At 35.2% G+C, this 25,311-nt stretch carries 23 protein-coding genes; 11 read left to right on the forward strand and 12 right to left on the reverse strand.

The features are described 5' to 3' along the window. Position 1 precedes the first annotated feature (1 nt). Positions 2-1,711: an ABC transporter ATP-binding protein gene (locus tag HNS40_RS05070; protein WP_172278327.1), complete on the reverse strand. Its 1,710-nt coding sequence runs from the start codon at positions 1,709-1,711 to the stop codon at positions 2-4. Positions 1,712-1,752: 41 nt separating this feature from the next. On the opposite strand from HNS40_RS05070, the gene HNS40_RS05075 reads away from it, so the two are divergent. Further along, positions 1,753-2,448, forward strand: coding sequence for a ComF family protein (locus HNS40_RS05075; protein WP_172278329.1), 696 nt, complete (start codon positions 1,753-1,755; stop codon positions 2,446-2,448). Positions 2,449-2,846: 398 nt separating this feature from the next. On the opposite strand, the gene HNS40_RS05080 is transcribed toward HNS40_RS05075, so the two are convergent. Together HNS40_RS05080 and HNS40_RS05085 are read right to left on the reverse strand one after the other, a co-directional pair. Beyond that, on the reverse strand, positions 2,847-4,991 hold the full coding sequence (locus tag HNS40_RS05080; RefSeq protein WP_172278331.1) for a M3 family metallopeptidase: 2,145 nt from the start codon (positions 4,989-4,991) through the stop codon (positions 2,847-2,849). Between the two features lie 128 nt (positions 4,992-5,119). Continuing rightward, the gene (locus HNS40_RS05085; protein ID WP_172278333.1) at positions 5,120-5,305 is read right to left on the reverse strand and encodes a hypothetical protein; all 186 of its coding nucleotides are present in this window, start codon (positions 5,303-5,305) and stop codon (positions 5,120-5,122) included. Between the two features lie 206 nt (positions 5,306-5,511). Here HNS40_RS05085 and HNS40_RS05090 point away from each other — a divergent pair, with 206 nt between their 5' ends. Further along, positions 5,512-6,456, forward strand: coding sequence for a pentapeptide repeat-containing protein (locus tag HNS40_RS05090; RefSeq protein ID WP_172278335.1), 945 nt, complete (start codon positions 5,512-5,514; stop codon positions 6,454-6,456). Between the two features lie 16 nt (positions 6,457-6,472). After that, complete coding sequence (locus tag HNS40_RS05095; RefSeq protein ID WP_172278337.1) at positions 6,473-8,194, forward strand: C1 family peptidase; 1,722 nt, start codon at positions 6,473-6,475, stop codon at positions 8,192-8,194. 267 nt (positions 8,195-8,461) lie between these two features. Here HNS40_RS05095 and HNS40_RS05100 read toward each other — a convergent pair whose 3' ends face one another. The 3 genes from HNS40_RS05100 to HNS40_RS05110 form a co-directional block, all read right to left on the reverse strand. Next, positions 8,462-9,919, reverse strand: coding sequence for an NAD(P)/FAD-dependent oxidoreductase (locus tag HNS40_RS05100; protein WP_172278339.1), 1,458 nt, complete (start codon positions 9,917-9,919; stop codon positions 8,462-8,464). Positions 9,920-10,251: 332 nt separating this feature from the next. Further along, positions 10,252-11,544: an MATE family efflux transporter gene (locus HNS40_RS05105; protein ID WP_172278341.1), complete on the reverse strand. Its 1,293-nt coding sequence runs from the start codon at positions 11,542-11,544 to the stop codon at positions 10,252-10,254. A gap of 91 nt (positions 11,545-11,635) precedes the next feature. Continuing rightward, positions 11,636-11,878: a hypothetical protein gene (locus HNS40_RS05110; protein WP_172278343.1), complete on the reverse strand. Its 243-nt coding sequence runs from the start codon at positions 11,876-11,878 to the stop codon at positions 11,636-11,638. Between the two features lie 129 nt (positions 11,879-12,007). On the opposite strand from HNS40_RS05110, the gene HNS40_RS05115 reads away from it, so the two are divergent. Together HNS40_RS05115 and HNS40_RS05120 are read left to right on the forward strand one after the other, a co-directional pair. After that, positions 12,008-12,994: an adenosine kinase gene (locus HNS40_RS05115; RefSeq protein ID WP_172278345.1), complete on the forward strand. Its 987-nt coding sequence runs from the start codon at positions 12,008-12,010 to the stop codon at positions 12,992-12,994. A gap of 147 nt (positions 12,995-13,141) precedes the next feature. Then, positions 13,142-15,274: a translation factor GTPase family protein gene (locus tag HNS40_RS05120; RefSeq protein ID WP_172278347.1), complete on the forward strand. Its 2,133-nt coding sequence runs from the start codon at positions 13,142-13,144 to the stop codon at positions 15,272-15,274. Between the two features lie 77 nt (positions 15,275-15,351). Here the strand turns inward: HNS40_RS05120 and HNS40_RS05125 are convergent, their stop codons facing one another. Next, complete coding sequence (locus tag HNS40_RS05125) at positions 15,352-15,717, reverse strand: hypothetical protein (RefSeq protein ID WP_172278348.1); 366 nt, start codon at positions 15,715-15,717, stop codon at positions 15,352-15,354. Positions 15,718-15,787: 70 nt separating this feature from the next. After that, the gene (locus HNS40_RS05130) at positions 15,788-15,994 is read right to left on the reverse strand and encodes an RNA-binding S4 domain-containing protein (RefSeq protein WP_172278349.1); all 207 of its coding nucleotides are present in this window, start codon (positions 15,992-15,994) and stop codon (positions 15,788-15,790) included. A 34-nt stretch (positions 15,995-16,028) separates the two neighbouring features. On the opposite strand from HNS40_RS05130, the gene HNS40_RS05135 reads away from it, so the two are divergent. The 3 genes from HNS40_RS05135 to lipB all read left to right on the forward strand — a co-directional run bounded on the left by HNS40_RS05135 (position 16,029) and on the right by lipB (position 18,670). Beyond that, positions 16,029-16,991, forward strand: coding sequence for a phosphatidylserine decarboxylase (locus HNS40_RS05135; protein ID WP_172278351.1), 963 nt, complete (start codon positions 16,029-16,031; stop codon positions 16,989-16,991). Between the two features lie 82 nt (positions 16,992-17,073). Next, on the forward strand, positions 17,074-17,937 hold the full coding sequence (gene lipA / locus HNS40_RS05140; protein WP_172278353.1) for a lipoyl synthase: 864 nt from the start codon (positions 17,074-17,076) through the stop codon (positions 17,935-17,937). A gap of 19 nt (positions 17,938-17,956) precedes the next feature. Beyond that, the gene (gene lipB / locus HNS40_RS05145) at positions 17,957-18,670 is read left to right on the forward strand and encodes a lipoyl(octanoyl) transferase LipB (protein WP_172278355.1); all 714 of its coding nucleotides are present in this window, start codon (positions 17,957-17,959) and stop codon (positions 18,668-18,670) included. Positions 18,671-18,749: 79 nt separating this feature from the next. Here lipB and HNS40_RS05150 read toward each other — a convergent pair whose 3' ends face one another. After that, positions 18,750-19,046: a YbaB/EbfC family nucleoid-associated protein gene (locus HNS40_RS05150; protein ID WP_172278357.1), complete on the reverse strand. Its 297-nt coding sequence runs from the start codon at positions 19,044-19,046 to the stop codon at positions 18,750-18,752. Between the two features lie 156 nt (positions 19,047-19,202). On the opposite strand from HNS40_RS05150, the gene HNS40_RS05155 reads away from it, so the two are divergent. The 3 genes from HNS40_RS05155 (at position 19,203) to HNS40_RS05165 (ending at position 23,620) form a co-directional block, all read left to right on the forward strand. Beyond that, positions 19,203-19,724, forward strand: coding sequence for a YfiR family protein (locus tag HNS40_RS05155; RefSeq protein WP_172278359.1), 522 nt, complete (start codon positions 19,203-19,205; stop codon positions 19,722-19,724). A gap of 74 nt (positions 19,725-19,798) precedes the next feature. Next, positions 19,799-22,036, forward strand: a complete 2,238-nt coding sequence (locus HNS40_RS05160; protein ID WP_172278361.1) for a TonB-dependent receptor — start codon at positions 19,799-19,801, stop codon at positions 22,034-22,036. 15 nt (positions 22,037-22,051) lie between these two features. Next, positions 22,052-23,620 (forward strand): sensor histidine kinase, encoded by a 1,569-nt coding sequence (locus HNS40_RS05165; protein WP_172278363.1) that lies wholly within the window; start codon positions 22,052-22,054, stop codon positions 23,618-23,620. 9 nt (positions 23,621-23,629) lie between these two features. On the opposite strand, the gene HNS40_RS05170 is transcribed toward HNS40_RS05165, so the two are convergent. Genes HNS40_RS05170 through HNS40_RS05180 form a run of 3 tightly spaced genes read right to left on the reverse strand, consistent with a single transcriptional unit; the run spans position 23,630 to position 25,187 of the window. Beyond that, the gene (locus HNS40_RS05170; RefSeq protein ID WP_172278365.1) at positions 23,630-24,211 is read right to left on the reverse strand and encodes a thioredoxin family protein; all 582 of its coding nucleotides are present in this window, start codon (positions 24,209-24,211) and stop codon (positions 23,630-23,632) included. 31 nt (positions 24,212-24,242) lie between these two features. After that, positions 24,243-24,788: a hypothetical protein gene (locus tag HNS40_RS05175; RefSeq protein ID WP_172278367.1), complete on the reverse strand. Its 546-nt coding sequence runs from the start codon at positions 24,786-24,788 to the stop codon at positions 24,243-24,245. A 6-nt stretch (positions 24,789-24,794) separates the two neighbouring features. Further along, entirely contained in the window at positions 24,795-25,187 is a 393-nt protein-coding gene (locus HNS40_RS05180) for a hypothetical protein (RefSeq protein WP_172278369.1), read from the reverse strand. Positions 25,188-25,311 lie beyond the last annotated feature (124 nt).

The following is a 25,311-nucleotide window of genomic DNA, read 5'->3' on the forward strand; positions in this document are numbered from 1 at the left end:
TTTAAGTACCAAGAGTGCCAGGAATTGAAGAAATCAACATCTTGGTATATTCGTTTTTTGGGTTTTTATATAACTCATCGGCTTCTTCTATTTCTACAAACTCCCCTTCTTGCATTACCATGATTCTGTCGCTCATATATTTCACCACTGATAAATCGTGGGAGATGAACAAGTAAGAGAGCTGGAATTCATCTTTTAAATCGTTGAGGAGGTTGAGGATTTGAGCTTGCACTGATACATCTAAAGCGGAAACCGATTCGTCACAAATGATAATTTCTGGTTTCATGGCAAGCGCTCGAGCAATGGAGATTCTTTGTCTCTGCCCGCCTGAGAAGTCTGAAGGCTTTTTGTTAAATTGGTCTTGAGTGATTCCTGTTTTCTCGAGTAATAAAAGAGCCTCTTCTTTGGCTTTAGTTTTGGAGTAGTTTAAGTGGACCAACATGGGCTCCATCACTGTTTGACCTATGCTGATGGCGGGATTTAATGAGCCATAAGGGTCTTGAAAGATGATCTGCATTTTCTGACGAAATTGCCTCCATTCTCGATTTGAAAACTGGAGGATATCTTGCTTGTCCCACCAGATTTTACCCGATTCACTTTTTAGCAATCCCAATAATGCTCTACTCAAAGAAGTTTTTCCGCAACCCGATTCACCCACCAAACCCAAAGTCTCGCCTTTGTATAATTCAAAGTTGACTGATTTTACAGCTTGATGTCTTTGTTTTACCCTCCCCAAAATATTTTTTTTCATCACATAAGAAACCACCAAGTCTTCTATCTTTAACAGAGGAGGTTTGGAATACATGTTTTCATGAATAGCCTTCCTTTTTTTTGGAGCTATATAAACTATTTCTTTAGATTGGTGGCCTTGCAAGAAATCACTAACAGATGCTAATCTTCTTGGTCTTTTGTCAAGAGGAGGTCTGCAAGCCATTAAGGCTTTTGTATAATCATGTTGAGGGTTATTCAATACTTGCTCCACTTTTCCACTTTCTACTAGTTTTCCTCTAAACATGACTGCAATTTCATCTGCGATATCTGCTACTACTCCAAGATCGTGTGTAATGAATAATACACTAGTATTATACTTCTCTTTGAGGTTTTTAATGAGATCTAAAATGGTTTTTTGTACAGAAACATCTAAGGCAGTGGTAGGCTCGTCGGCTATTAAGAGTTCTGGTTCATTGGCCATAGCCATGGCAATCATTAATCTTTGTTTTTGTCCACCGCTGAGTTCATGAGGATAGCTTTTATACAATCTTTCAATATCAGGAAGACGAACGGCTTCCATTATTTGAAGAACCTTTAATTTGAGCTCTTTTGCAGATACTTCATGATGTATAGCGATAACTTCACTTAATTGCTTACCGCATTTTTGAACTGGGTTTAATGCGCTCATGGGTTCTTGGAAAATCATCGAGATTCTATTTCCTCTCAATTTTCGGAACTTTTCTGGCTTCATTTGTAATAGCTCCTCTTTTTCATTATCTTTGAGCTGCAGTATGATTTGGCCCTCAGTGATTTCTGCTTTTTGATGGAGTAGTTGCATGATAGCCATAGAGGTGATGGATTTTCCAGATCCCGATTCTCCCACCAATCCTACCGTTTTACCACGGGGAATGGTTAAACACAAATCATTAACCACCACTTTTTTGCTTGTGGCTTCAGGAAAAGCTATACTTAAATTTGATATCTCTATGGTGGATGTCAATAGAATGAAGATTAAAGATTAACGCATCAAATATAATCATTATGATTCAATCCTTGTTAGAAGATTTTTTGAATTTGATTTACCCCAGAACCTGCATGGCTTGTGGTAATACCTTGTTTCGTCATGAGGAAGTCATTTGTTCTCACTGTTTGATTCACTTACCTAAAACCTTCTATCATAAAGACCCTAAAAACCCCTTATTGAGTTTGTTTTGGGGAAAGATTCCAATCGAGATGGTATCTTCTTTCTATTTTTATAATAAAGGAAACAAGGTTCAGAATCTGATTCATCAATTGAAGTATAATAAGCAACCTGAAATTGGGGTTTATTTGGGTAAAAGATATGGCGTTTTTCTAAAGAAAAGCGAATGTTTTAGGCATGTTAATTTGATAATTCCAGTGCCTCTTCATCATTCAAAGCAAAAAATTAGAGGTTATAATCAGGCAGAAATGATAGCAAAAGGTTTGTCGGAAAGCATGGATATTCCTTATGATTATACTAGCTTTATTAGAAGTTCTGAAACAGAAACTCAAACTAAAAAAACCAAACTCGAGCGTTGGGAAAATGTGAAGAATAAATTTAAAGTAGAGGAGGTCGATAAGTTGAAAAATCAGCATATTCTATTGGTTGACGATGTGATTACCACAGGGTCTACTTTAGAAGCTTGTGCACAGGTGTTATTGGAAGTAGAAGGAGTAAAAATTAGTATGGTGAGTATGGCAGCTGCTCATAGATAGTGCTTGCCAGAAAACGCCAATTTCTTCGTTACTCTTGTTTTGAAAATAGTTATTTACAAATGTAAACGCCTGATTTTCAAAACTGCGAAAACCTCGAACTTGACGCCTTCTGACAAAGCACTCCAAAAATCAGTAGTTTTCTTGCTGACACTAGATAGTAGTTTTAAGGGAATTGCATAATTATTGAAATTGGACTATTAAAGCCAATCTTTCATCTAACTACTTCGTTGCCTATTTTTTAAAGTCCTCATTTACAATAGTAAACTGTGGGTTTGAGAAATCTGCCGCCTCGTATTTGAATGAAGTATTAACCTATTAAATGGTCTTGCTCTATTGCATAAAAAAAAGATGTCATCGCTCTAAGCGATGACATCTTTTATCTTTTTTTGAAAATTGTTTTACTTCAAACCACGCTTTTTCAAAAGAGGATCAATACTTGGCTCTTGGCCACGGAAGTTTACAAATAACGTCATTGGGTCATCTGAACCACCTCTTGAGATGATATTGTCTCTTAGGCTTTGACCTAATTCACGGTTGAATAAACCTTGTTCAGCAAATGCTTCAAAGGCATCACTGTCTAATACGGCTGCCCAGATATAAACATAATAACCAGCTGCATATCCTTCACTACTAAATGCATGAGAGAAATAGTTCGTTCTATATCTTGGAATGATAGCATCAATTAAACCCAGTTCATCCATAGTGTTTTGCTCGAAAATATTCATGTCAACATCTGCTGCTTTTGGTGCAGTATGATAAGCCATATCTAATAAGCTAGCAGCTAAATACTCTGTAGTCACAAAGCCTTGGTTGAACTGGCTACTCTTTTGTAATTTCTCTATTAAATTCTGAGGAATCAATTCACCTGTTTTATAATGAAAAGCATATAGCTCTAACATTTCTGGTTGTAAAGCCCAGTTCTCCATAATTTGAGAAGGAAGTTCAACAAAATCTCTTTTCACTGAAGTACCACTAATGCTTTGGTATTCCACATTAGATAAGAAACCGTGTAAAGCATGTCCAAATTCATGGAATAATGTTTCCACTTCATCAATACTTAATAAAGATGGAGCATCGGCTGTTGGTTTAGTGAAATTACATACGTTTACAATAATTGGAGCAACAAAATCTTCTCCAGCACCTGATTGCTTACGATAAGCTTCCATCCATGCGCCACCTCTTTTTGAGCTACGAGGGAAGAAATCAACATAGAAGATACCCACATGAGTTTTTCCATCAGCTTCTAAAATCTCATAAGTCTCAACATCTTTATGATAAACGGGAAGGTCAGTTCTTTTCTTGAATTTAAGGCCATATAGTCTACCTGCCAATTCAAAAGCACCTTTTTTAGTTTGCTCTAAAGAGAAGTAAGGACGCAATTCATTTTCATCAAGGTCGAATTTTTCTTTTCTTAATTTTTCAGTATAATACCACCAATCCCAGCTTTTTAATTCACCTTTTACGCCACTTTTATTCATGATGGCTTGTAATTCAAAAGCTTCTTGTGTAGCTTTTGCTAATGATGGTTTCCAAAGATCCATTAATAGTTTATACACATTTTCTGGAGTTTGAGCCATGTTTTTAGCAATGGCATATTCTGCAAAATTGTTGAAACCTAATAGTTGAGCTTTTTGTTCTCTTAAAACTAGAATCTCAGCAATAATTGTATTAGTACTATAAGGTTCTTTTTTGCCTCGATTCATCCAGGCAGTATAGAGTTCTTCTCTTTTTGCTCTGTTATCGGCATATTGCATAAAAGGAATCCAGCTTGGCTTATCTAATGTGAAAGCCCATCCTGTTTTACCTTTTTCTTTAGCGACAACAGCTGCTGCTTCTTTTACTGAGGCTGGTAAGCCTGCTAATTCTTTCTCGTCTTCTATCAACATGAAAAAGTTATTACCTTCTTCTAGTAATAAATGACCGAACTTAGGATATAAAGAAGCTAATTTTTCATTGATGACTCTTAACTTTGCTTGGTCAGCATCGTTTAAATCGGAACCTCCTCTAATAAATCCTTTGTATAATATGTCAAGCAATGCTTTTTGTTCTTGGTTTAATGCTTGATCGTTTCCTTTTTCGACTTCGATATTCATATCTTTTTGTTGATCAGCAACGGCTTTCACCTTTTTAAATAAACCAGCATTGAGCATGATGTTGTCTTTGTGGTTAGCCAATTTTGGTGCGATTTTACCAGTAATAGCTGTTAAGTCGGGGTTAGTGTTAGCTTCAGTTAAGTTGAAGAATACACCACTCACTCTTCTTAAGTCTTCACCACTTTTGTCTAAAGCAATAATGGTATTCTCAAAAGTAGGAGCTTCAGTATTGTTTACTATAGCAGCAATCTCGTCGTTTTGAATTTCAATGGCTCTTTCAAAAGCTGGCATATAATCAGCTTCTTTTATTTTATCAAATGGAGGAACGCCAAATGGAGTATCCCACTCTGCAAAAAATGGATTTTCAGTCATGTCTTTTTCTGGGGCTTTGTTTTCGCAAGCCGATAGCATAATAACTGCCATCAACAATAATAAAGATATCTTTCTCATTATGGATTAATTATTAACGTTTGTTAGAAAGACAAAAATAGAGGTTTAGAATGAGCAAAATGATAAAATGACACATTTACCCATCAAAATGGAACAGTTCTAATTTGCTATAGCAATGCAAGCAAACCTTAGCTAACTAGTATAAGCTGATTAGGATGAATGGTTACTAGGTTTGGGAATCTTTTCTTTCCCCAGTTATATAATTCTATAGACTCTTCTGGAGTGAGCATTTTATAAGCTTTCTTAAGTTCTTTCTTGAATAGACTCGTATCAATAGTCATTTTTTCAAGTATCATTTTACAATAATGCAACATAGACTCAGTTTTTTTTGATGCTTTATTAAATAACTGGTCGAGCTAATATTTAGTATAAATGGCTTTGTTAAGAAAGATTAAAAATACAAAATGAAATATCCATTATCAAGTTATACAAGGCAAAAAAAGGTTGGCAGATAGCGTTTACCCTTTTTTAGCTCTGAAAGAAAAATAAAAACTATATATTTGAAATAAATTATAGTCAGATGAATAAATATGCCATTCTCATTTTTGCCCTTTTGTTTAACATCAGTTCTTGTATGATTGCTCAGGAAAATGACAATACAGTAAAAGTCTCCTCTTTAGAAAGGAGTATTACCAAAGGAAAAGATATTTATATATCAGGTGCTATAATAGAAGGTGAACTTGACTTTACAAAGCTCACAGATTATTATGTGGAAGGACCTCATATTAAAAGAGGAACGATATCATCCTCAATAACTTTCATCAATTGTTCTTTTTCAGATAATATTCTGGCATATAAGAGTGAAGGAAAAACTGATCATAGAATCAGCTTTATAAAAAACATTACTTTCATTAATTGTGAATTTAATGCTGATGTTATTTTGAAAGAAATTGTCGTGAATGGGCTTGCCAATTTTTCAAAGAGTACTTTTGAAGGTATTATAGATATTGAAGGTGCTGATTTTAGAAGTATTGACAATTATTTTGCTGAATGTATTTTTAATGGCAAATTTAAAGCCCAAAGAACTTGTTTTAATGGTAATGTTAATTTTTTGAAATCAGAATTCTTTGGATTGGCTAGTTTTCAGCATGCTACTTTTAATGGAGATGTTCAGTTTGGGGCATGTGTGTTTTATGACCATCTAGATTTATCTTTAATCAAAGCCACCGATAATTTTATTATGAATTACGTGATTTTGCATAAAAAAGCCATTATGAATAATGGAAATTATATGGGAAGAGTTGAATTTCAACAGACTGTTTTTAATGCACCAATCGAAATGAAAGGAAATGTTTATACTTTTCCTGTGAAGTTTAATAATGCTATAATTGAAGCAGAAATCTCAGTTGACAATTCCAGGTTTTTATCTGGAATGCCTGAACTTGATAATATAAATAGTGATAAAGGTCTATCAATTGATTTTTCAAAAGCTCAAATATCTACCTTACAAATAATACAGAATTAATTTAAAATATCGCGATATGAAAAATATTAAATACCTTTCAATAATAGGCACTATAGTATTTGCCTTTGTTATGTCAGTAAGCCTTTCTTCATGTGATAAGGATGGAAACTTGTTACTTGAAGACGAAGAATTGGCAATAGTATTAGGTTGGCTGTTTGATGGAGCAACAGATGAAAATCACGAAGAGATTGAAGACGATGTGGTTATTGATCCCGAACCTGTTGATCCCAATGATTTACCTAGTTCAGTTAGTATGCTGTCTAATTTTCCTCCTATTGGTGATCAGGGTCAATATGGAACCTGTGTATCATGGGCTGTCGGTTATAATTTGCGCACAGCTTTAGAAGCACAAGACAAAGGTTATTCAAGTACTGATTTACAAGATCCTTCCAAGCAATTTAGTCCTAAATATTTATTTTGGGCTATTCCTAATAATTTAAAAGGTTCCAGTTGTGATGGAACAAATTTTGAATATGCCTTTGATGTCATGTTATCTTCTGGAATAGCTACACATTCAACTGTTCCCTATGAGAGTTTAGGCGACTGTTCTTCAGCTACCCAATCTTCTTGGGATAATGAGGCTAATAATTTTAAAATTGATAATTATAGAGAGATTCCCGAGTTAACTCAAAATAGTCAAGTGGATTCAGAAATAAAAATTAACCTCTTGAAAAAATATTTGGCCCAAGGACGTCCTATTGCTTTCGGTGCTAAATTGGGAGATAATTTTATGTCCTGGAATTCCGATGATGTGATTTCTTCAGATTCTTATGCCTATAATGGTCAGCATGCTTATCATGCCATGACTCTTTCTGGCTATAATGACAATAAAGGTATTGGCGGAGGAGCATTTGAAGTTGTAAACTCTTGGAATACTACTTGGGGAAATAGTGGTCGTATATGGGTTGATTATGACTTCTTTGTTGACGAGTTCTGTTTTGCTGCTTTTGTAGCGGCAATAGAACCTGGAATAGGTTATAATCCTGAAGAAGATAATTCAAGTGGAAAAGACCTTATTGCTTGGAATCTTATTGATGAAACGAACCCAGAGAGTAGTAGTCCTTTAGATAGAGTTATTACCTATGAAGTTTATAATATTGGCCAGGAAGCCATTCTTGCAAGTGAAGATTGGAATATATCCTATGTGATATACAATGCTTATGATGCTAGTGAATTCGATATATTAATCTATGATTATTATTCTGATGATTATGGAAATTATGGAGAAGATGGGCTTTTAACAGAAGAAATGGGAGATGTTTATGGTATGGCTGCTAACTGGTGGAATTATATTGATGTGCCAGCAGGAGCTGGTGTGGCTGAAACACTTTATGGAGAAGAGGATGCGTCTTTCTATTTTCAATATACCATACCAGAGTATACCGGAGACTATTACTTAGTGATGATTGCTGATGGTTTTGATGGTATAAGTGAGTCAGATGAGACCAATAATTATTTCTATTTTACTGGTGCCGATGGTGAACCTCTTAGAATTGAAAATGGTATCATTACAGGTAATGTGAAAAATTTGAAAAGCATGCAAATGACAAGCAAGCCTAAAAAGGGAGATAGCTCGCCCATTCCTACTGCTCGTACGCAACGAAACCTGAATACCTATAGACCTCACCTCATTCAAAAGGTAATAAAGTCACAAAAAGAAAGTGGTGAATGGCAAGAAAGATTGAATAGATTTAAATCGGAAAACCCAGCTGCGAAAAAATATAAAGTAAAGAAATAGCATTATTGACTATTATAAATTGAGAAATAAAAAAAGCCAGATTTATCTGGCTTTTTTTATTTGTTTTATTTCTGCTTAAGAGTGTCCACCAACCACAATTCTCATGATCTTTAAATTCAAAGCAAAGAATTGATAAATCTGTACAATTAAACACCTTCTCCAAAACATAGTCCATTTTGAGGGACGGGTTGCGAAGGACTGATTGCTATAAGGTGTGTTTTTTAACCTTTCGTGTAAATTAGCCATAATAATATATTTTAGTTTTTTTTATTCGGGAATTAATGACCAGCCTAGTTTAGCTTTAGCCTTATAAAGAAACATATAGTGCATAAATAATTTCATCCAATGGCCAGCAAGTCCTACAACACCAACTGTTTTGCTAATATCTCTACCATATTTTGGATATTTTTCCCAATCAGGAACAATAGGAGAAACAGTCATGGTAGCAGCTTGACCAGATAATGGGCCATAGCCGGCAGATACAATGCATGCAGCTCCTTGTTTTGCCATAGAAGCTTTGTGAGGATGGCCTTCTCGACCAGTTTTTATTCTGTAGGCGATATTTTCTGCTACAATTTTACCTATTACTCCAGAAGGCATTCCTGTTCTTGGAGGTGTTGGGAAAATGGGAGTTCCGTTTTTACTTTTCATGGGTTTTGACATTCCATGAGGAGGTGCAAAAGCAATTCCACTGGCATACATATTATCATAGGCAGGGCTCTGATAAATTTCTGGCCAATCACTAGCTTTCCATTCGTCGTATGGTTTGCCACTATAGTCTGCATCTACTTTCATCATACCATTTGGTACAAATACTTTAGCAGTAATATCTTCGCCTTTTTTATCGAAGGCTTTCATGTTGGCTCCTTTAAAACCAGGAATGAGCATGGAGAAATCAAATTTTTGTTCTTTCATTTCACCATCAAGATTCTCGTAATACGCAATACCTTCTTCCACCTTGTAAACTCCTGCTCTCTTAATCCAACTGATACCATACTCCGCTAAAATCGATTCGGTAAAAACTTTAGTTGGAGTTATATAGCCTCCTCTTTTTACATAGGCTCCTCCCATTCCGAAATCACCTAATTCGTACTCATTGGTGATCCAAACGATATCTGCCATTTTCTGGAGTTTTCGTTTATTGATTTCGAAAGCAATATTTAAAGCATATTCAAAAGCAGCCCCTTGGCAAGTCGCCATTCCATGTCCAGTGCCAATTAAGAAAGTTTGGTGTTCCCCATTCTCCATTTTTTCCAATGATACTTTTAGGTTTTTCCATGCATGGGCTGCATGGTCGTAAGTACAAACAGAATTTGAATATTTATCGGGGCCTAGGCCTTCAGTTGCTGCAAAGTTCAAAGTTGGACCAGTTCCATTTACCAGATAATCATAAGCCACATCTTCTTCTTGACCTTGCTTCTCGGGGTCTACATATTTGATCCTTACAAAGCCCGTTTCGTTTTTGTCATCACCTTCTGGGTGAATAGACATTCCTAGGGCTTGTTTATATTGGATGCCTTGTTTGTCATAAACTGGTTTTAGTTTGAAAATAACATCCTCTGGTTTCATCAAGCCAACGCCAACCCAGATATTGGATGGAACCCATTGGTAATTACTATTGGGACTCACTACTATTACTTCGTGTGTTTTATTCAGCTTTTTGCGTAAATATAAGGCGGCCGTATGACCAGAAATACCTGCGCCAAGAACTATAACTCTTGCCATATTGTTAGATTTTGATTAGTTTTGACTATTTCCGAATTAAATGTGTTGTTATTTAAAAATGAGCTGCTTACAAAGTTATGAAAAATATCATTGTAGCGCATTGGTCGCACTAATTTATTTTCTAGAATTTAGTTAAAAACCCATGTAACACAGATATATCAGTAGATAGAGCTTTGCATAAAAATTCGAATAAGACTAGTTTTGTGAATTATTTTGGTATTTATATACCTAAATTAGGAAGGCGTTTATAGACTTTTGGGTTTGTATTTGATATGGTTTTTTAGTTTCATTACTTCAAACCGAAGCGTGAATTGATAAAACTGGATGAGATTCTATTTAAAAATATACTTTTTCGAAATCCAATGTAAAAATAAACCTCGACTCATTAAGAAGGCGATAAATGCAAACCACAATCCATGATTTCCAAATAAAGGGTATAGCACAAAAAATAGAGGAAAGAACACAAAAAGAGAACTTACAATCATTGAATTTCGCATAGGTACAGCTTCTGTAGCACCTATATAAACCCCATCCCATATAAATGCAGCAAAACTGATGATGGGCATGATTCCGATCCAGATAAAATAAGGTTGGGCACTTTGTATTAAATGCGGAAGGTCGGTTAGTATTCCCATGATTTGACTTCCAAAAAGAAAGTATAATAAAGAAAATGGAAGGCTGATGAAAAATCCCCAAGTAAAAATTTTGTAGACCAAAGGTTTGAGGCTAGCATGTTTGTCTTCACCAATATGCTTTCCAACTAAAGCTTCCGCGGCATTTGCAAATCCATCAATAAAATAAGTGAAGAATAAAAAGAATTGAAAGAGGAGCGTATTGATGGCTAGTATTTCTTGTCCCATTCGAGCTGAACTAGCGGTAAAGAAGGTGAGGCTGACAAGTAAAAGAATAGTGCGGATAAAGATATCTCTGTTTACACCAAAGAACTTTTTCAATTCAGAGGATTCTAGCATTTCGATCAAAGTCCAATTTTTCCACATGGGTTTGCTTCTTTTTATCAGTACAAATAATCCAGTAGTAAAACCTATATATTGAGCTATTAAAGTTCCCCAAGCCACGCCTTCCGATTTCATATCCAATCCAAAAACGAAAATGATATTAAAAAGGATGTTCCCAATGTTAATAAGTAATGCTAAGTAAAGAGGAGTTCTGGTGTCTTGCCTACCAATAAACCATCCCATGATAGCATAAAGGCCTAATGTGGCTGGAGCGGCAAATATTCTAATGTGAAAGTATTTTAAAGCTTCTGAATTAATGGCTTCACTAGCTCCTAGCAAATTTACTCCAAGTTTACCTATTGGGATTTGTAAACTCATTAATACTAAAGCCACAGAAAAAGCGACCATCATCGAACGGCTGAAAACCTGAACAATCTGATTGCTATTGTTTTGGCCATGGGCTTGTGCTACAAAACCGGTTGTACTCATCCTTAAAAAACCAAAACTCATATAGATAAAGCTAAAAATACTACCACCAATAGCAATGGCATTTAAATGGATTTCAGAATCCATGTGCCCCATTAAAGCTAAATCTACCATCCCCACTAGCGGAACAGAGATGTTGCTGAGTATATTGGGGAGGGCTAGCTTTAAGATCGGATTTTTCATTTTGCAAAAGTAGGGAAGCTCTTGAAATGAAAAAAGCCAGAATTAAATCTGACTTTCAAAGACTCTTTTTACTAAATTAAGTCATGCTATGCTATGCCATAGGAGAATAGGAATTGGTAGCTTGACAACAGGTGATTGGGCAAACAATAGGTGGTGCTAAAGTAGAAATTCTATTTCCACAATTGGTGCATTTCCAGGTATAAGCTTTCGGTAAAACTTGGTCTGCATATTTTTCGAAGGTGTTAATTTCGCCGCAGCACTCAATATGGCATACCGTAGGTTTAATGTCCGAAACTTCTCTGTTTCCACAGTTTGTGCATTTCCATTCTGTCATAATTATTTGTTTTTTAAGTGAACGGCTAAAGTTACTATTTTTCGTTTAACATTCATTAAAAATAATGTGGAAATAATATGCTCGTAATTTACTACATTTGGCATCTCTAAAAATAAAACAGAATATAAAATGGCAAAAGTTATAGGCTTGGGAAATGCCCTAGTTGATATCATGACCCCTTTGGAAAATGATAATATATTATCTCAAATAGAATTTCCAAAAGGAAGTATGCAATTGGTGGATGCAGAAAAAAGCAATGAAATTTTAAAACTCACCTCTCATTTAAAAAGTTCTTTAGCTAGTGGTGGTTCCGCAGCCAATACCATACATGGAATTGCCCGTTTAGGCATGGAAACAGCCTTTGTTGGTAAAATTGGGAATGATGATTTTGGTAGAATATTTAAAGACGATCTAGTAAAAAGTAATATAAGCCCTTCTCTATTTTATTCTGAAACAGAGACTGGTAGAGCAGTAGCCATGGTTAGCCCAGATTCGGAAAGAACTTTTGCTACCTATTTAGGTGCAGCTGTTGAGCTTTCTGCTGACGATATTCAACCTGAATTGTTTAAAGGCTACGATGTTCTTCACATTGAGGGATATTTAGTATTTAATGAAGAGTTGATTGAGAAAGCCGTTAAAACTGCAAAAGAAGCAGGTTTGAAAGTGAGCTTAGACCTAGCAAGTTTCAATGTGGTGGATGCAAAGTTAGATTTCTTAAAGAGAATGGCAGACAACTATGTTGATATTTTATTTGCTAATGAAGAAGAAGCTAAATCGTTTACAGGCTTTGAAGACCCTAAGAAAGCTTTAGAAGCTATAGCTGAACAAGTTGATATCAGTATAGTAAAAGTGGGAAAAGATGGTTCTTTGATTTTGAAAGAAGGTAACACAACCCGAATTGAAGTTATAGAAGCCAAGCCAATTGATACAACTGGAGCAGGTGACTATTATGCTTCCGGGTTTTTATATGGATATCTCAATGGATTATCTTTAGGCCAAGCAGGAAAAATAGGTTCTTTACTAGCCGGAAAAGTAATTGAAGAAATGGGAGCTTCCATTAATGATAATACTTGGGTAGAAATTCTAGAAGAAGTAGTAAAAATTAAGGCCAGTTAAGGCCTAGGAAAGGCTTGGTTGAATCATTCTAAACTATGGATTGAAAATCATTTAATTGCTTGTGCTATTTCCTTTTACAAAGTTTTTAAATAAATTTGCAAGCCTTTCAAACAGAAAATAATCTTTTTTAATTAAAAATATAGCAATATGAAAGTATATAAAACAGATGAGATCAAAAACGTGGCTCTTGTTGGCGGGGCGAAAAGCGGGAAGACTACTCTTGCCGAAGCCATGCTTTTTGAAGGAAAAGTGATAGACAGAAAAGGTTCAGTTGACGACAAAAACTCAGTTTCTGATTATCGCGATATTGAAATTAAAAAACAGAACTCTGTTCACTCTACAATCATGTATACTGAATTTGACGGAAAAAAAATCAATATTATTGATACTCCAGGATTCAATGATTATGTTGGTGAAGTAGTTTCTGCACTTTCAGTAGTCGAGACCGCATTATTAGTAACAAATACTCATGTAGGAGTTGATGCCACTACAGAAAATGCATGGCGTCAAGCTGAGAAATCTAATTCACCTGTTTTATTTATTGCTAATCAATTAGATCACGAAAAAGCTAATTTCGATTCAACTGTAAGTCAGTTGAAAGAGTTTTTTGGTGATAAAGTATCAAGAGCTCAGTATCCAGTCAATGCCGGTGAAGGTTTTGATAGCATCATCGACTTAGTGTTAAATAAGATGTTGAAATTCCCTAAGGGTGGCGGAGCATGTGAAATTGTTGATATTCCTGCTTCTGAAGCTGATAAAGCTGCCGAATTATCTTTGAAGTTAATGGAAAATGCTGCTGCTGGTAGTGATGAGTTAATGGAGAAGTATTTCGAAAATGATAAATTGACTCTTGAAGAAATGAGAGAAGGTATTCGTTTAGGTATGAGAACCAGAGCTATCTTCCCCATTTTCTGTACTAGTGCTAAAACTGGTGTAGGAGTTAATCGTTTAATGGATTTCGTTAATCATTCTTGTCCTGCTCCATCAGGAAGACCTAGAACTGCTACTGACGGAACGGTATTTACTTGTTCTCAATCCGACCCTACTGCATTCTTCGTTTTTAAAACTAGTGTAGAGCCCCATATGGGTGAGGTTTCTTACTTTAAAGTATATGGTGGTAAAGTAACCGAGGGAATGGATTTGATTAATTCTCGTCATGGTAATAAAGAAAGACTGCCACAATTAATGGTAGTTGCTGGTAAGAAGAGAGATAAGGTTGCTGAAGTTTATCCTGGTGATATTGCATCGGCAATTAAATTAAAAGATACTAAAACGAATGATACTTTGGTTGATGCTAAAATATCAGGATTAAAGTTTGAGCCTATTCCGTTCCCAGAGCCAATTGCTAGTACTGCTGTAAAGGCTAAAGCTTCTGCTGATGATGAAAAAATGGGTTCTATTTTGAATGACATGCGTAAATCTGACCCTACAATTATTGTGGAGCACAGTAGAGAACTACGTCAAATCATCCTTAAAGGACAAGGTGAGCTACATTTAAATACCATCAAGTGGTATTTTGATAATGTTTATCATATTGATATTGAATATTATGCTCCTAAGATTCCATATCGTGAAACGATTACGAAATCTGCTTATGCAGACTATCGTCACAAAAAGCAATCGGGTGGTAGTGGGCAGTTTGGTGAAGTTCATATGTTCATCCAACCTTATTCTGAAGATATGCCTAAGCCTACTGACTTCCCAGTTAGAGGAACAGAAGAGCATGAACTACCTTGGGGTGGTAAATTAGTCTTCAACAATTGTATTGTTGGTGGTGCTATTGATGCACGCTTCAATCCTGCTATCCTTAAAGGTATCATGGAGAGAATGGACCAAGGACCTCTTACCGGTTCTTATGCTCGCGATATTTCAGTTTATATTTATGATGGTAAAATGCACCCTGTAGATTCTAATGAGATTTCATTTAAATTAGCGGGTCGTTTTGCATTTAGTGATGCTTTTAAGCATGCTGGACCAAAAATTATGGAACCAGTTTATGATTTAAGTATTAGAGTTCCTGAAGACAACATGGGTGCTGTTATGACAGATATCCAAGGAAGAAGAGCGATGATTATGGGTATGGAAGCCGATGGTCATTATCAAATCATTAAGGCTAAAGTACCTTTGGCTGAAATGCACAGATATTCTACTTCTTTAAGCTCCTTGACTTCTGGTCGTGGTACATTTAGTATGACTTATGACCAATATCAGCAGGTTCCTACTGATGTTCAGGATAAACTATTGAAAGAATACGAAGAGTCTTTGGATGAGGAAGATTAGTCTTCTTAGAAGATTCTTATTTAATTAAATAAATTTCTAAACTACTTGCACAAGCCTCCGATTTTCGGAGGCTTTTTTTATTTCCTTAACCACCAGCTCAATAAAAACAAATTCCCAATAAATAGAACCATTAATATTATGACAAAAGTGGAAATCATGAAATTTCCAATAATTTGAAATAAAAACAGCATAGCGATGCCTATTATGGTGATGATGGTTCCCCCAAGAAATTCATTTTTCCAAGCTAACCAAATGAGCAATAGAAAGAAAAGCCAAGGTAAGGCATTTGGACTGTTTTTGAGAATAGCCATAAAATCATTACCATATGCTTCGGCACCAGAAAGCAAGGCAAATATAAAAATGAGGATTCCAAAAATCAAACCCAATATGCGGGCAGTTAACCGAGAGAAATTAGCCCATTTGAATGATGAGGACATTGACATCTTTAGCTTTTTTTCTCAAAGATAATGGCTTTGAGCTGAAATGTCAAGAACTCAAAAAAAGGGAAGAGTTTTATTTTACGATCACTTTCAGGTCCATAAATTCAACGATGTCGCCCTTGACGAGCTTCTTTCTTTTTCTAAACTCAGCCTCGCCATTAACATTTACATCGCCTTCACTTATGAATAAGTTAGCTCTACCACCACTTTCTGCCCAGCCTAAAAGCTTTAACAGTTTATTTAACTCAATAAACTCTTTTTGTCCTAATTCAAACTCCATTATTTCTAAATTTGTGGCCTCAAATATAGAACAAATGCGCAATCTGAATCTTAAAAATATCTTTTTCTTTTTATTAGTGGGTTTTATTGTTTTGGCCTTCATTCCTTTTAAAGAGATAGAGCCCATCACTTATGTAGAAAGAACAAGTGGAGAAGAAAGAATAGAGAAAGTTCCCGGTGAAGCTTGGCTTTATTGGCTTTATTATAATCCGGTCGGTGAGTTGAGTTTAAATACCATGGTAAAGAATAAGTTCCTTTCTTCTTGGTATGGCCAGCAAATGGATAAGCCTTCCTCTAAAGAGAAGATAGAGGACTTCGTTTCGGATTTTAAAATGGATTTGTCAGAAGCCGTAAAGAAGGATTTTGAAAGCTTTAATGATTTTTTCTATAGAAAATTAAAAAAAGAAGCCCGGCCAATCAATTTAGACTCCTCAGTTTTGGTTTCTCCTGCAGACGGAAAAGTGTTGGCCTACTCCGATATTTCTAAACAAGACTTCATTGTGAAAGGTTATAGATTCAATGTCTACGATTATTTTCAGAATGACGAAATAGCTCAAAAATATGAAAATGGTAGTTTAATGATATTTAGACTTTGTCCAACAGATTATCATCGATATCATTTCCCAATAGGTGGAGAGGTAGCTTTTGAATCTAAGATAGATGGAGATTATTATTCTGTTTCGCCCATTGCATTAAAGAAAAAAATAAAATTGATTGCACAAAATAAACGTGAGTATACAGTCATTAAAACCGAAGATTTTGGAGATGTTATTATGTCGGAAGTTGGAGCTACCATGGTCGGAAGTATGGTTACTACTTACTCGGACCCTTTCATTGAAAAAGGACAAGAAAAAGGATATTTCAAATTTGGAGGTTCAACAGTGATATTGTTTTTTGAGGAGGGTAAAATTGAAATAGATTCAGACTTATTATTAAATAGTCAGAATCAAATTGAAACCTCTGTGTTGATGGGTGAAGGAGTGGCTCGAGTAAAGTAGTAAATAGAGAAAACCAAAAAAAGTGTAAAAAACAATCTATTTGAATTTTTAAAATTACATTTGCCGCCTTAAAATAGAAAATATGCCAACTACTATAAAACAAAATAAACGTCTAAAACCAGACTGGTTGAAGATAAAAGTCCCAATGGGAAAAACCTATATCGGAGTTAAAGAGATCATTAAAAAGCATAAGTTAAATACCATTTGCACCAGTGGTCATTGTCCTAATATGGAAGATTGCTGGGGACGTGGAACCGCCACATTAATGATACTCGGTGATGTTTGTACTAGAGCTTGTAGATTCTGTAATGTGAAAACAGGAAAACCAGAAACTGTTGATTATGATGAACCCAGAAGAGTAGCGGAATCGGTGAAACTATTGAATCTGAAACACGTTGTTTTAACTTCGGTTGATAGAGATGATATGGAAGATGGTGGAGCTGCTATTTGGGCTGAAACCATCACAAAAATCAAAGAGGAGATGCCAAATACCACCATTGAAAGTCTAATTCCAGATTTTCAAGGTGATTATGAAGATTTAAAAACGGTGATGGAAAGTCGCCCAGAAGTGATTTCTCACAATATGGAAACAGTTCGTCGCTTAACCCCAAAAATGAGAAATAAAGCCAAATACGATACCAGTTTAGAAGTGATTAAAAACATTGGCGATTTTGGTTTGGTGAGTAAATCTGGAATTATGGTTGGAATTGGTGAGACACAAGAAGAGGTTCTGGAAACCATGGATGACCTCAGAAAAGTAAACTGTCAGGTTTTAACCATTGGTCAATATCTACGTCCTAGCGATTGGCATTTCGATGTCGTAGAATATGTGCATCCAGATATTTTCGAAATGTATCGTAAGTCTGCATTAGAAAAAGGGTTCCGTCATGTGGAGAGTGGTCCATTGGTTCGCTCCTCCTATTTAGCCGAAAAGCATATTCATTAAACCTCGAAATTAGAACCAAATGGAAAACACAACCTATTTTTCAGATTTAGAAGGGCTGTCTGAATATCAAGAAGTTTGGGACAGGCAAGAGAGTTTGTTCGATGAGTTGATTGGATTAAAAAGACAAAATTTTAATTTGCCACAATGTGAGAAGTTAGCCGAATTTCAGCATTTGATTTTCTGTCAACATCCTCATGTATATACTTTAGGCAAAAGTGGTGATGCACAGAATTTGCTAATTAATCAAATAGAACTACAAGCTCGCGATGCTCAATTTATAAAAACCAATAGAGGAGGAGATATCACTTACCACGGACCAGGGCAATTGGTAGGCTATCCTATTTTTAATTTGGAACAGATGCAAATGAGCGTAAAAGAATATATTTATAATTTGGAGGAGGCTATCATTCTAACGATTGCCGATTATGGATTAAAGGGTGGTAGATTAGAGGGAGCTATTGGCGTTTGGTTAAAAGCTACGGATATTTTGCCACAGAGAAAAGTTTGTGCTATTGGAGTAAAGGTGAGTAGGCACGTGAGTATGCACGGTTTTGCTTTAAATATCAATACCAACCTCGATTATTTCAATTATATAAATCCATGTGGTTTTTTAGATAAGAGTGTGACTAGTTTACAAAAAGAATTGGGAAGAGAAATAGATTTTGAGGAGGTGAAAGCCAAAGTAAAAGATAATATGGCAAAAGTCTTTGAGATTGAATATGCAGATTTATAGCTTTTTATTACATGAAGAAACAAGAAACCCCAAACACTAATGATAGCATTTGGGGTTTCTTTTTATGGGTTTAGGATTTCTAGAACATGCCTGGCATCATGCCACGTGCTGCACTTGCCATTTCCATCTCATTCACATTATTGGCACTTTCTAGAGCTTTATTAGTAGCTACTTGTAATAATTCCTCTATGGCTTCCTTGTCACCTTCATCAATAAGTGCTTGGCTTATTTTAATTTCGGTAACTCTACGGTTTCCGTTAATATATACTTGAATACCTTCTGCTTCACCTTTAACAGTTATGGTTTCTAATTTTTGTTTGCTTTGATCCATGGCCTCTTTCATAGGACCCATCTGACTCATTAGTTTATCGAACATCTTTCTAATTTTTACTGCAAAAATAATAGATTTCGTTAATAAAAAAACAAGTTCTTTAGGCAACTTTTAGAGATTAATTTGGCCTTGTTTTTGTGTTAATATAGAATGAAATATGTTTTTTTAAAGAAAAATTAAATTCTACCTTTGCTTAATAATATGAGACAATTTCCAATACATAAAATATTGATGGTGATTACCTTTGTGGTTCTTACCCAGTTTGTGTTTGGGCAAATGTCTAATTATAAATCTCTCTATATATATAATTTTATTAAGCGAATAGAATGGCCAATTATTGAATCTGATGAGAATTTTCATATTGTGATATATGGAGATAAAAACACCTATGAATCTATTTTAAAGATCGCAGAAACTAAATTAGCTGGCGACAGACTTATTCAAGTAGACTATATTGACGAAGTTGAGGATTTGGTTTTAGCTGATTTAATTTATGTGGATTATTCTAAACGTAAATATATTCCTGAGGTTGCTTCTTGGATAAAAAACAGACCAATATTATTGGTTAGTGACTATAAAAACGCAAAATTTACCGATATTAACCTTTTTGAAACTAGTGATGGCCTTGAATTTATCATTAGGCCAGAATTAATTAGAGATAAAGGTTTAAAGCTGAGTGATATGTTAATTCAGCTCGGAAAAATAGAAATCGAAAATCAGTAAAATCACGTAAACAATAATATATAATTAGAACTTAATTTTAACTTTTGAAACCTGAAACAAAATATAATACAAACTTGACCCATAGAAAGCATATTCAGATACTTATTCTGATTCTTGTTTCTCTTGTGATTACACCTGTTTTGCATGCGCAAAAAGAGGTGGAAAGTATGAGTACCGATGAGATCAGAAAAATCACCCAAAGTGAATTGTTGGAAATGCCTTTAGAAGAATTAATGGCCTTGGTGAGAAGGTTTAAGCTTTCTTCTTTGGAGGAGTTATACGAGAAAGTTTTAAACCCAGAAGTAAAGACAGCCTCAAAGTTTGATGAGAAGTATTTTGAGTCCCCTCTTAGTATTTCCGTTATCACTGGTGATGATATTGATGCCTCCGGCGCTCTTAATGTTCCAGAGGCGCTTCGATTAATTCCGGGTTTAATTGTGAGACAAAAAACCAATGGAAATTACGATGTCCATATTCGTGGAAATGATAATATTCCGAGTGGTCAAACTTTATTCTATAGTGAAAACTCTCTAACCCTAGTCATGATTGATGAGCGGCCTGTTTATAATCATTTTCAAGGTGGAACTTTTTGGGAAACATTGCCTGTGAACATGGAGAATATTGATAGAATAGAAGTGGTTTATGGCCCTTCATCTGCACTTTATGGCCCAAATGCAGTGAGTGGAGTTATTCACATCTTCACCAAACGTAATAATGTTGAAGGCTTAGAGAGCCATGTGCAAGCTCAAATGGGCGCTGAGGGCTCGCAAGATCTACAAGCTAACATTGCACTAGGGAATAGTAAATTTACGGCACGAATCACAGCAAACTATCAAAAACTCGATCGCTTTCAAGATGACTATTTTGCCTTTGAAAATTATTTCGACACTGTTAGAAAAGGACGTTATGTTCCTTCCGATTCCATTAAATATTTCGCGCCAAATACAGCAAGTAAATTCCCTAATCCATTAAGATCTTCAGAGCGAAAAGCAGCCAACTTGTTTCTTTATTATCAAAAAGCAAAAGACCAAGGGATAGCCTTTAGTGCAGGAATTCAGCAGTCAGATATACAAAGCATATTTTTCGATACCAGAGAGTTTTCTTTAACAGGCCGACAAAGTTTATCAGGCTATAGTAATCTTAAGTATTATTACAAAGGCTTAAACTTTAATGCCTCTTATAATTTAGGACAACAGAATTTAGCATTGGGTTATCCGGGTTATGAATTTGTATATGGTAATTTTCAATCGAGTATAGAGTATTTATATAAGTGGAAAAACTTAAAAGTATTGCCAGGAATTAGTTATCAATATGTGTTTTATGACGATCAGAGGTATTTACCCGAAGGGGAATCTGGAATTTTTAGTGGTCGACAAGATTTGGGTAATACTGCTGTGTTTATAAGATTTGACTATACTTTGATTGAGAAGTTGAGATTAACTGCTGCTGGACGATGGGAATGGTTTAAATATCCCAAAGATGATTATTTCAGTTATCAGTTTACGGCAAGTTATACTATTGATGAACATAGTGTGGTTAGAGGTGTTTACTCTAAAGCCAATCGTGGTCCTTTTATGTGGGATTATCATGTCAATTTCTCTGAAATATCTCAATATGGGAATACCACCTTAGAAACCAATTATAATAAGAATCTTGATCTTAAATTATTAGAGATGCACCTGTTTGAGTTTGGTTTTAGGTCGCATTTATCGAAAAATGTAACTGCCGATGGAAGTTTCTTCTATAACCAAACTACTAATTATAATCTTCCTGAAGGAGAGCTATATCAAATCAACCAGAATAGTTATTTGTTGGAAGTAACTAAGCAAAACCTTCCTTTAGTTTCCAAACAGATGGGGGCCAGTTTAAGTGTAGAGACTTTAGTATTAAAACATATTCATGCCAAATTGTTTGGAACCCTACAAATGACAAATCTGGATATGGTGACTAGCAGTTATGACCTGAATGACACCTTAATTGTAATCATTAATAACGATTCGAAAATTCATAAAGCTACTCCCAAGTTTACTGGAGGCTTTAATATCAATTATAGAGGAGATTCCAAGATTTCTGCCAATACCGATGTATACTTCTTAAGTACTCAAAATGTGTTTACTTATGATGGAATGAAAAAGATAAACTCTAAAGCCATTGTGAATCTTAAAATCGGCTACCGCTTCTATGGTCAACATCAGGTATTTGTTTCTGGACGAAATATGCTGGCCAACGATGATTATGAGTTTATATTTGGTGATAGGGTGGGAGCTGAGTTTTTGCTTGGTGTAAGCCTTCGCTGGGGTAAAAAGAAATAATGTTAACTTTATAGCTTGCAAAAGAAATCCATAACAAATAGATTAGGCTTGGCCTATGCCCTGAGTACATTGACTATTCTATTGGGTGCCATTATGCTTTTCTTTGCTTTAAATAATAATTACAAGCTGCTGCAAAGTATGGCAGATGTATATTCTCCTTCCACGGCCTTATTACAAAAGTTTTCTTATCAGGTGACCGAAACCAAAATGCTGATTAAAAACTGGGTTTTCGTGAGTCCTAAAACGCATTCTCCCGATAAAATAAGACTTAAACAATTACTGGATACCGATATTCCTCAAATCCTAGATGAATTGAGGGTTTTATCGGAGAACTGGGAAGAGGATGAAAAGAAGGTATTACAACATTTGGAATTATATTTTAATGACAATCTGGTTCCTGCTCAGCAAGAAGTAATGGCGATTCTGACCACCTTCGACGATTATAATAATGCATTATTGGTATTTCAGGCTCAGTCACTGGTAGAAGATGAATCAGACCCTGTGATGTTGGTAACTACTAGCTTAATTGATGAAATTAATGAGTTTATGTTGACATTATCCTTGAAATCTGAGGATGTAAAGGAGCAATCTAAAAAGTCGATGAATGCTTTTAAGCTATTGATTGTTTTTATCGCTGCTTCTATAGCTTTTGGGACTTTATTATTGGCAAGCTATATCAATCGTTCGGTTATTAAACCTTTGAAGGAATTAGATAAAGCTGCTTCATTGGTTCAAAGCGGGCAACTCGATATCCAAGTGAAAGTGGCGCAGAACGATGAAGTGGGGAGTTTAAGTGAGAATTTCAATAAGATGATTTTTGGATTGAATGAACAGAAATATGAACTGGAGGAATTCAATCAGCTATTATTGAAATCCCAGAAAAAGCTCAAAGAAACCAATAAAACCAAAGATAAGTTTTTCAATATTATTGCCCATGATTTAAAAGGCCCGTTCACTTCTTTTCTTTCAGTTACTGATATTTTAAGTAATGATCCTGATAGTATTCCGGAAGACAAGAAGATTTATTTTCTTAAAAGCCTCAACCAGTCAGCTGTGTATTTGGAAAGTTTATTAGATAATTTACTGCAATGGGCGAGAACTCAAAGTGGTACTTTAGAAGTGAACTTGCGGTGTATGCAGCTCGATGATATAGTGAAACAAAACATCCGTCTCCTACAAATGAATGCTCAGAGTACAAAAGTAGAACTGGTGAATAAAATTGAGGAGGGCATCAATGTAAATGCGGATCCTAATTTATTACATACCGTTCTTAGAAACCTGTTGAGTAATGCGGTGAAGTTTAGTGAAAATGGTGGGCAAGTTGAGATTAGTACGAGAGACTTAGACGATAAGTTTGTGGAATTATCCATAAAAGATCAAGGTATTGGTATCGCGTCAGAAGACATTGCTAAGCTCTTCCGAATAGATGTGAGTACCAAGCTTATTGGCGAATCTACACAAAAAGGGACAGGTTTTGGACTTATTCTATGTAAAGAATTTGTTGAAAAGCAAGGTGGCAAAATACGAGTAGAAAGTGAGCTAGGAAAAGGAACTACATTTAGCTTTACTCTTGCCAAATGTTAGATTTTTCTATTAGAAGATAGGTCTAAGGCCATCTTCTTTCTTCCATTTAATACCGCATCCCACACTTGGTTTCTGATTCTTGTTTACCTCTCGTCCAGCTAATATTTTATCTAAGGCTTCTCGTAAATCTTTTCCATTCACCACTTCATTATTTTTAGGACGAGCTTCATCTAATTGTCCGCGATAAACAGCTTTATCCTCCTCATTAAAAATATTATAATCGGGTGTGCAAGCCGCTTGATATGCTTTTGCCACTTCTTGACTTTTATCGTATAAATAGGGAAATGGCATTTCCCACTTTGCAGCATGTTCTTTCATTTTTTCAGGAGCATCTTGAGGATAGTTAATAATATCGTTACTACTGATGGCCACGAATCCGATTCCTTTGGGCATATATTCCTTAGCCAGTTTTACCAGCTCCTCTATCACATGTATCACATAAGGACAATGGTTGCAAATAAACATTACAACTGTGCCATTCTCTCCTCTGATTTGAGCATAATTTAATGTGTTCCCGCTGATGGTGTCAGGAAGAGAAAAATCAGGAGCTTGAAAGCCTAATGGGATTTGTAGGGTTGGAGTTTCTGCCATGGGTTTTTATTTACAAATATATAAATAAGTATTAAAGAGCTTCAAGCCAACGCAGGAACAATACATCATAAACACTATAATATTGTTTTCCATCCTCATCGTATTGTTTGTTTATCAATTCTTTTTTAAGTAAGGATTGAAGGGAACGAATGATTCCAGAAGAACTTCCAAATGCATATTTCTGAATAAAGGCTGAAGAAGTAATACTATAGACCTTGCCTTCTTTTGCAATGGCTTTTATGAGTTTCCATTGGGCTTTTGTGAGCATTTCTCTATAGGTGAAGAAAACCATTTCTTGTTCTTTTAATAATCTGGATGCCTCTTCTTGCCAAGTTTTTGTTGTGGCTTCTTTTTTTGAAGAAGAAAAAACCCTATTGCATAATAATTGAACATAATAGGTGTGAACATTGGTCCAATTTAGTATTTCTGCAACCACTTCTTTGTCTATCTTTTTCTTATATTTCTCAAATTGCTGAACAATGAAATTTTGGTAGATTGCAAAGTCGATTTGCTCTAAATGCAAGAATGCAGTACTTCTGAAAAATGGTTTGGAAGGATTTGAAAAAAGGTCATGCATAATATGTTACTGACTCCCTGAAAAAATAAAAACTACATTTTTTAATTGCTGAACAATAGTTCGAAGATAAGCATCAGTGCCTTTTTCTGGATAGGAAGTAATCTGTTGGAATTCATCGATGGCGATTAATACTGGTTTGTGATGCTGATCGAGCATGTTTAATAAGTTTCTAATCTGAGTTTTACTTTCGTTTTGTTTCAGATTAAAACTCACATTTGGTTCCCCAGAAAGTGGATCGTAGGATAATGTGACATGTAATGATTTAAAGAAATCCCAGATTTTTTGTCCTATTTTTGTCTTTTCTGGTAGGGTTTTTAAAATCGCTGTCGAAAGGCTATTTAAAAGGTCATTTAGGTTTTCTGTTGATAAAATATCAATATAAATAGTAGGGTTACCCATTTAGTTCACAAATAGTTGTATATGAGTATATTATTTTGTAAATTGTATTCAAATTCAGGAACGATGAGGATACTAAAAAACATTGATAGACAGACGTTTAAAGAAAGATTTACAACAAAAGAAG

Source organism: Lentimicrobium sp. S6 (assembly GCF_013166635.1).
GTDB lineage: Bacteria > Bacteroidota > Bacteroidia > Bacteroidales > UBA12170 > UBA12170.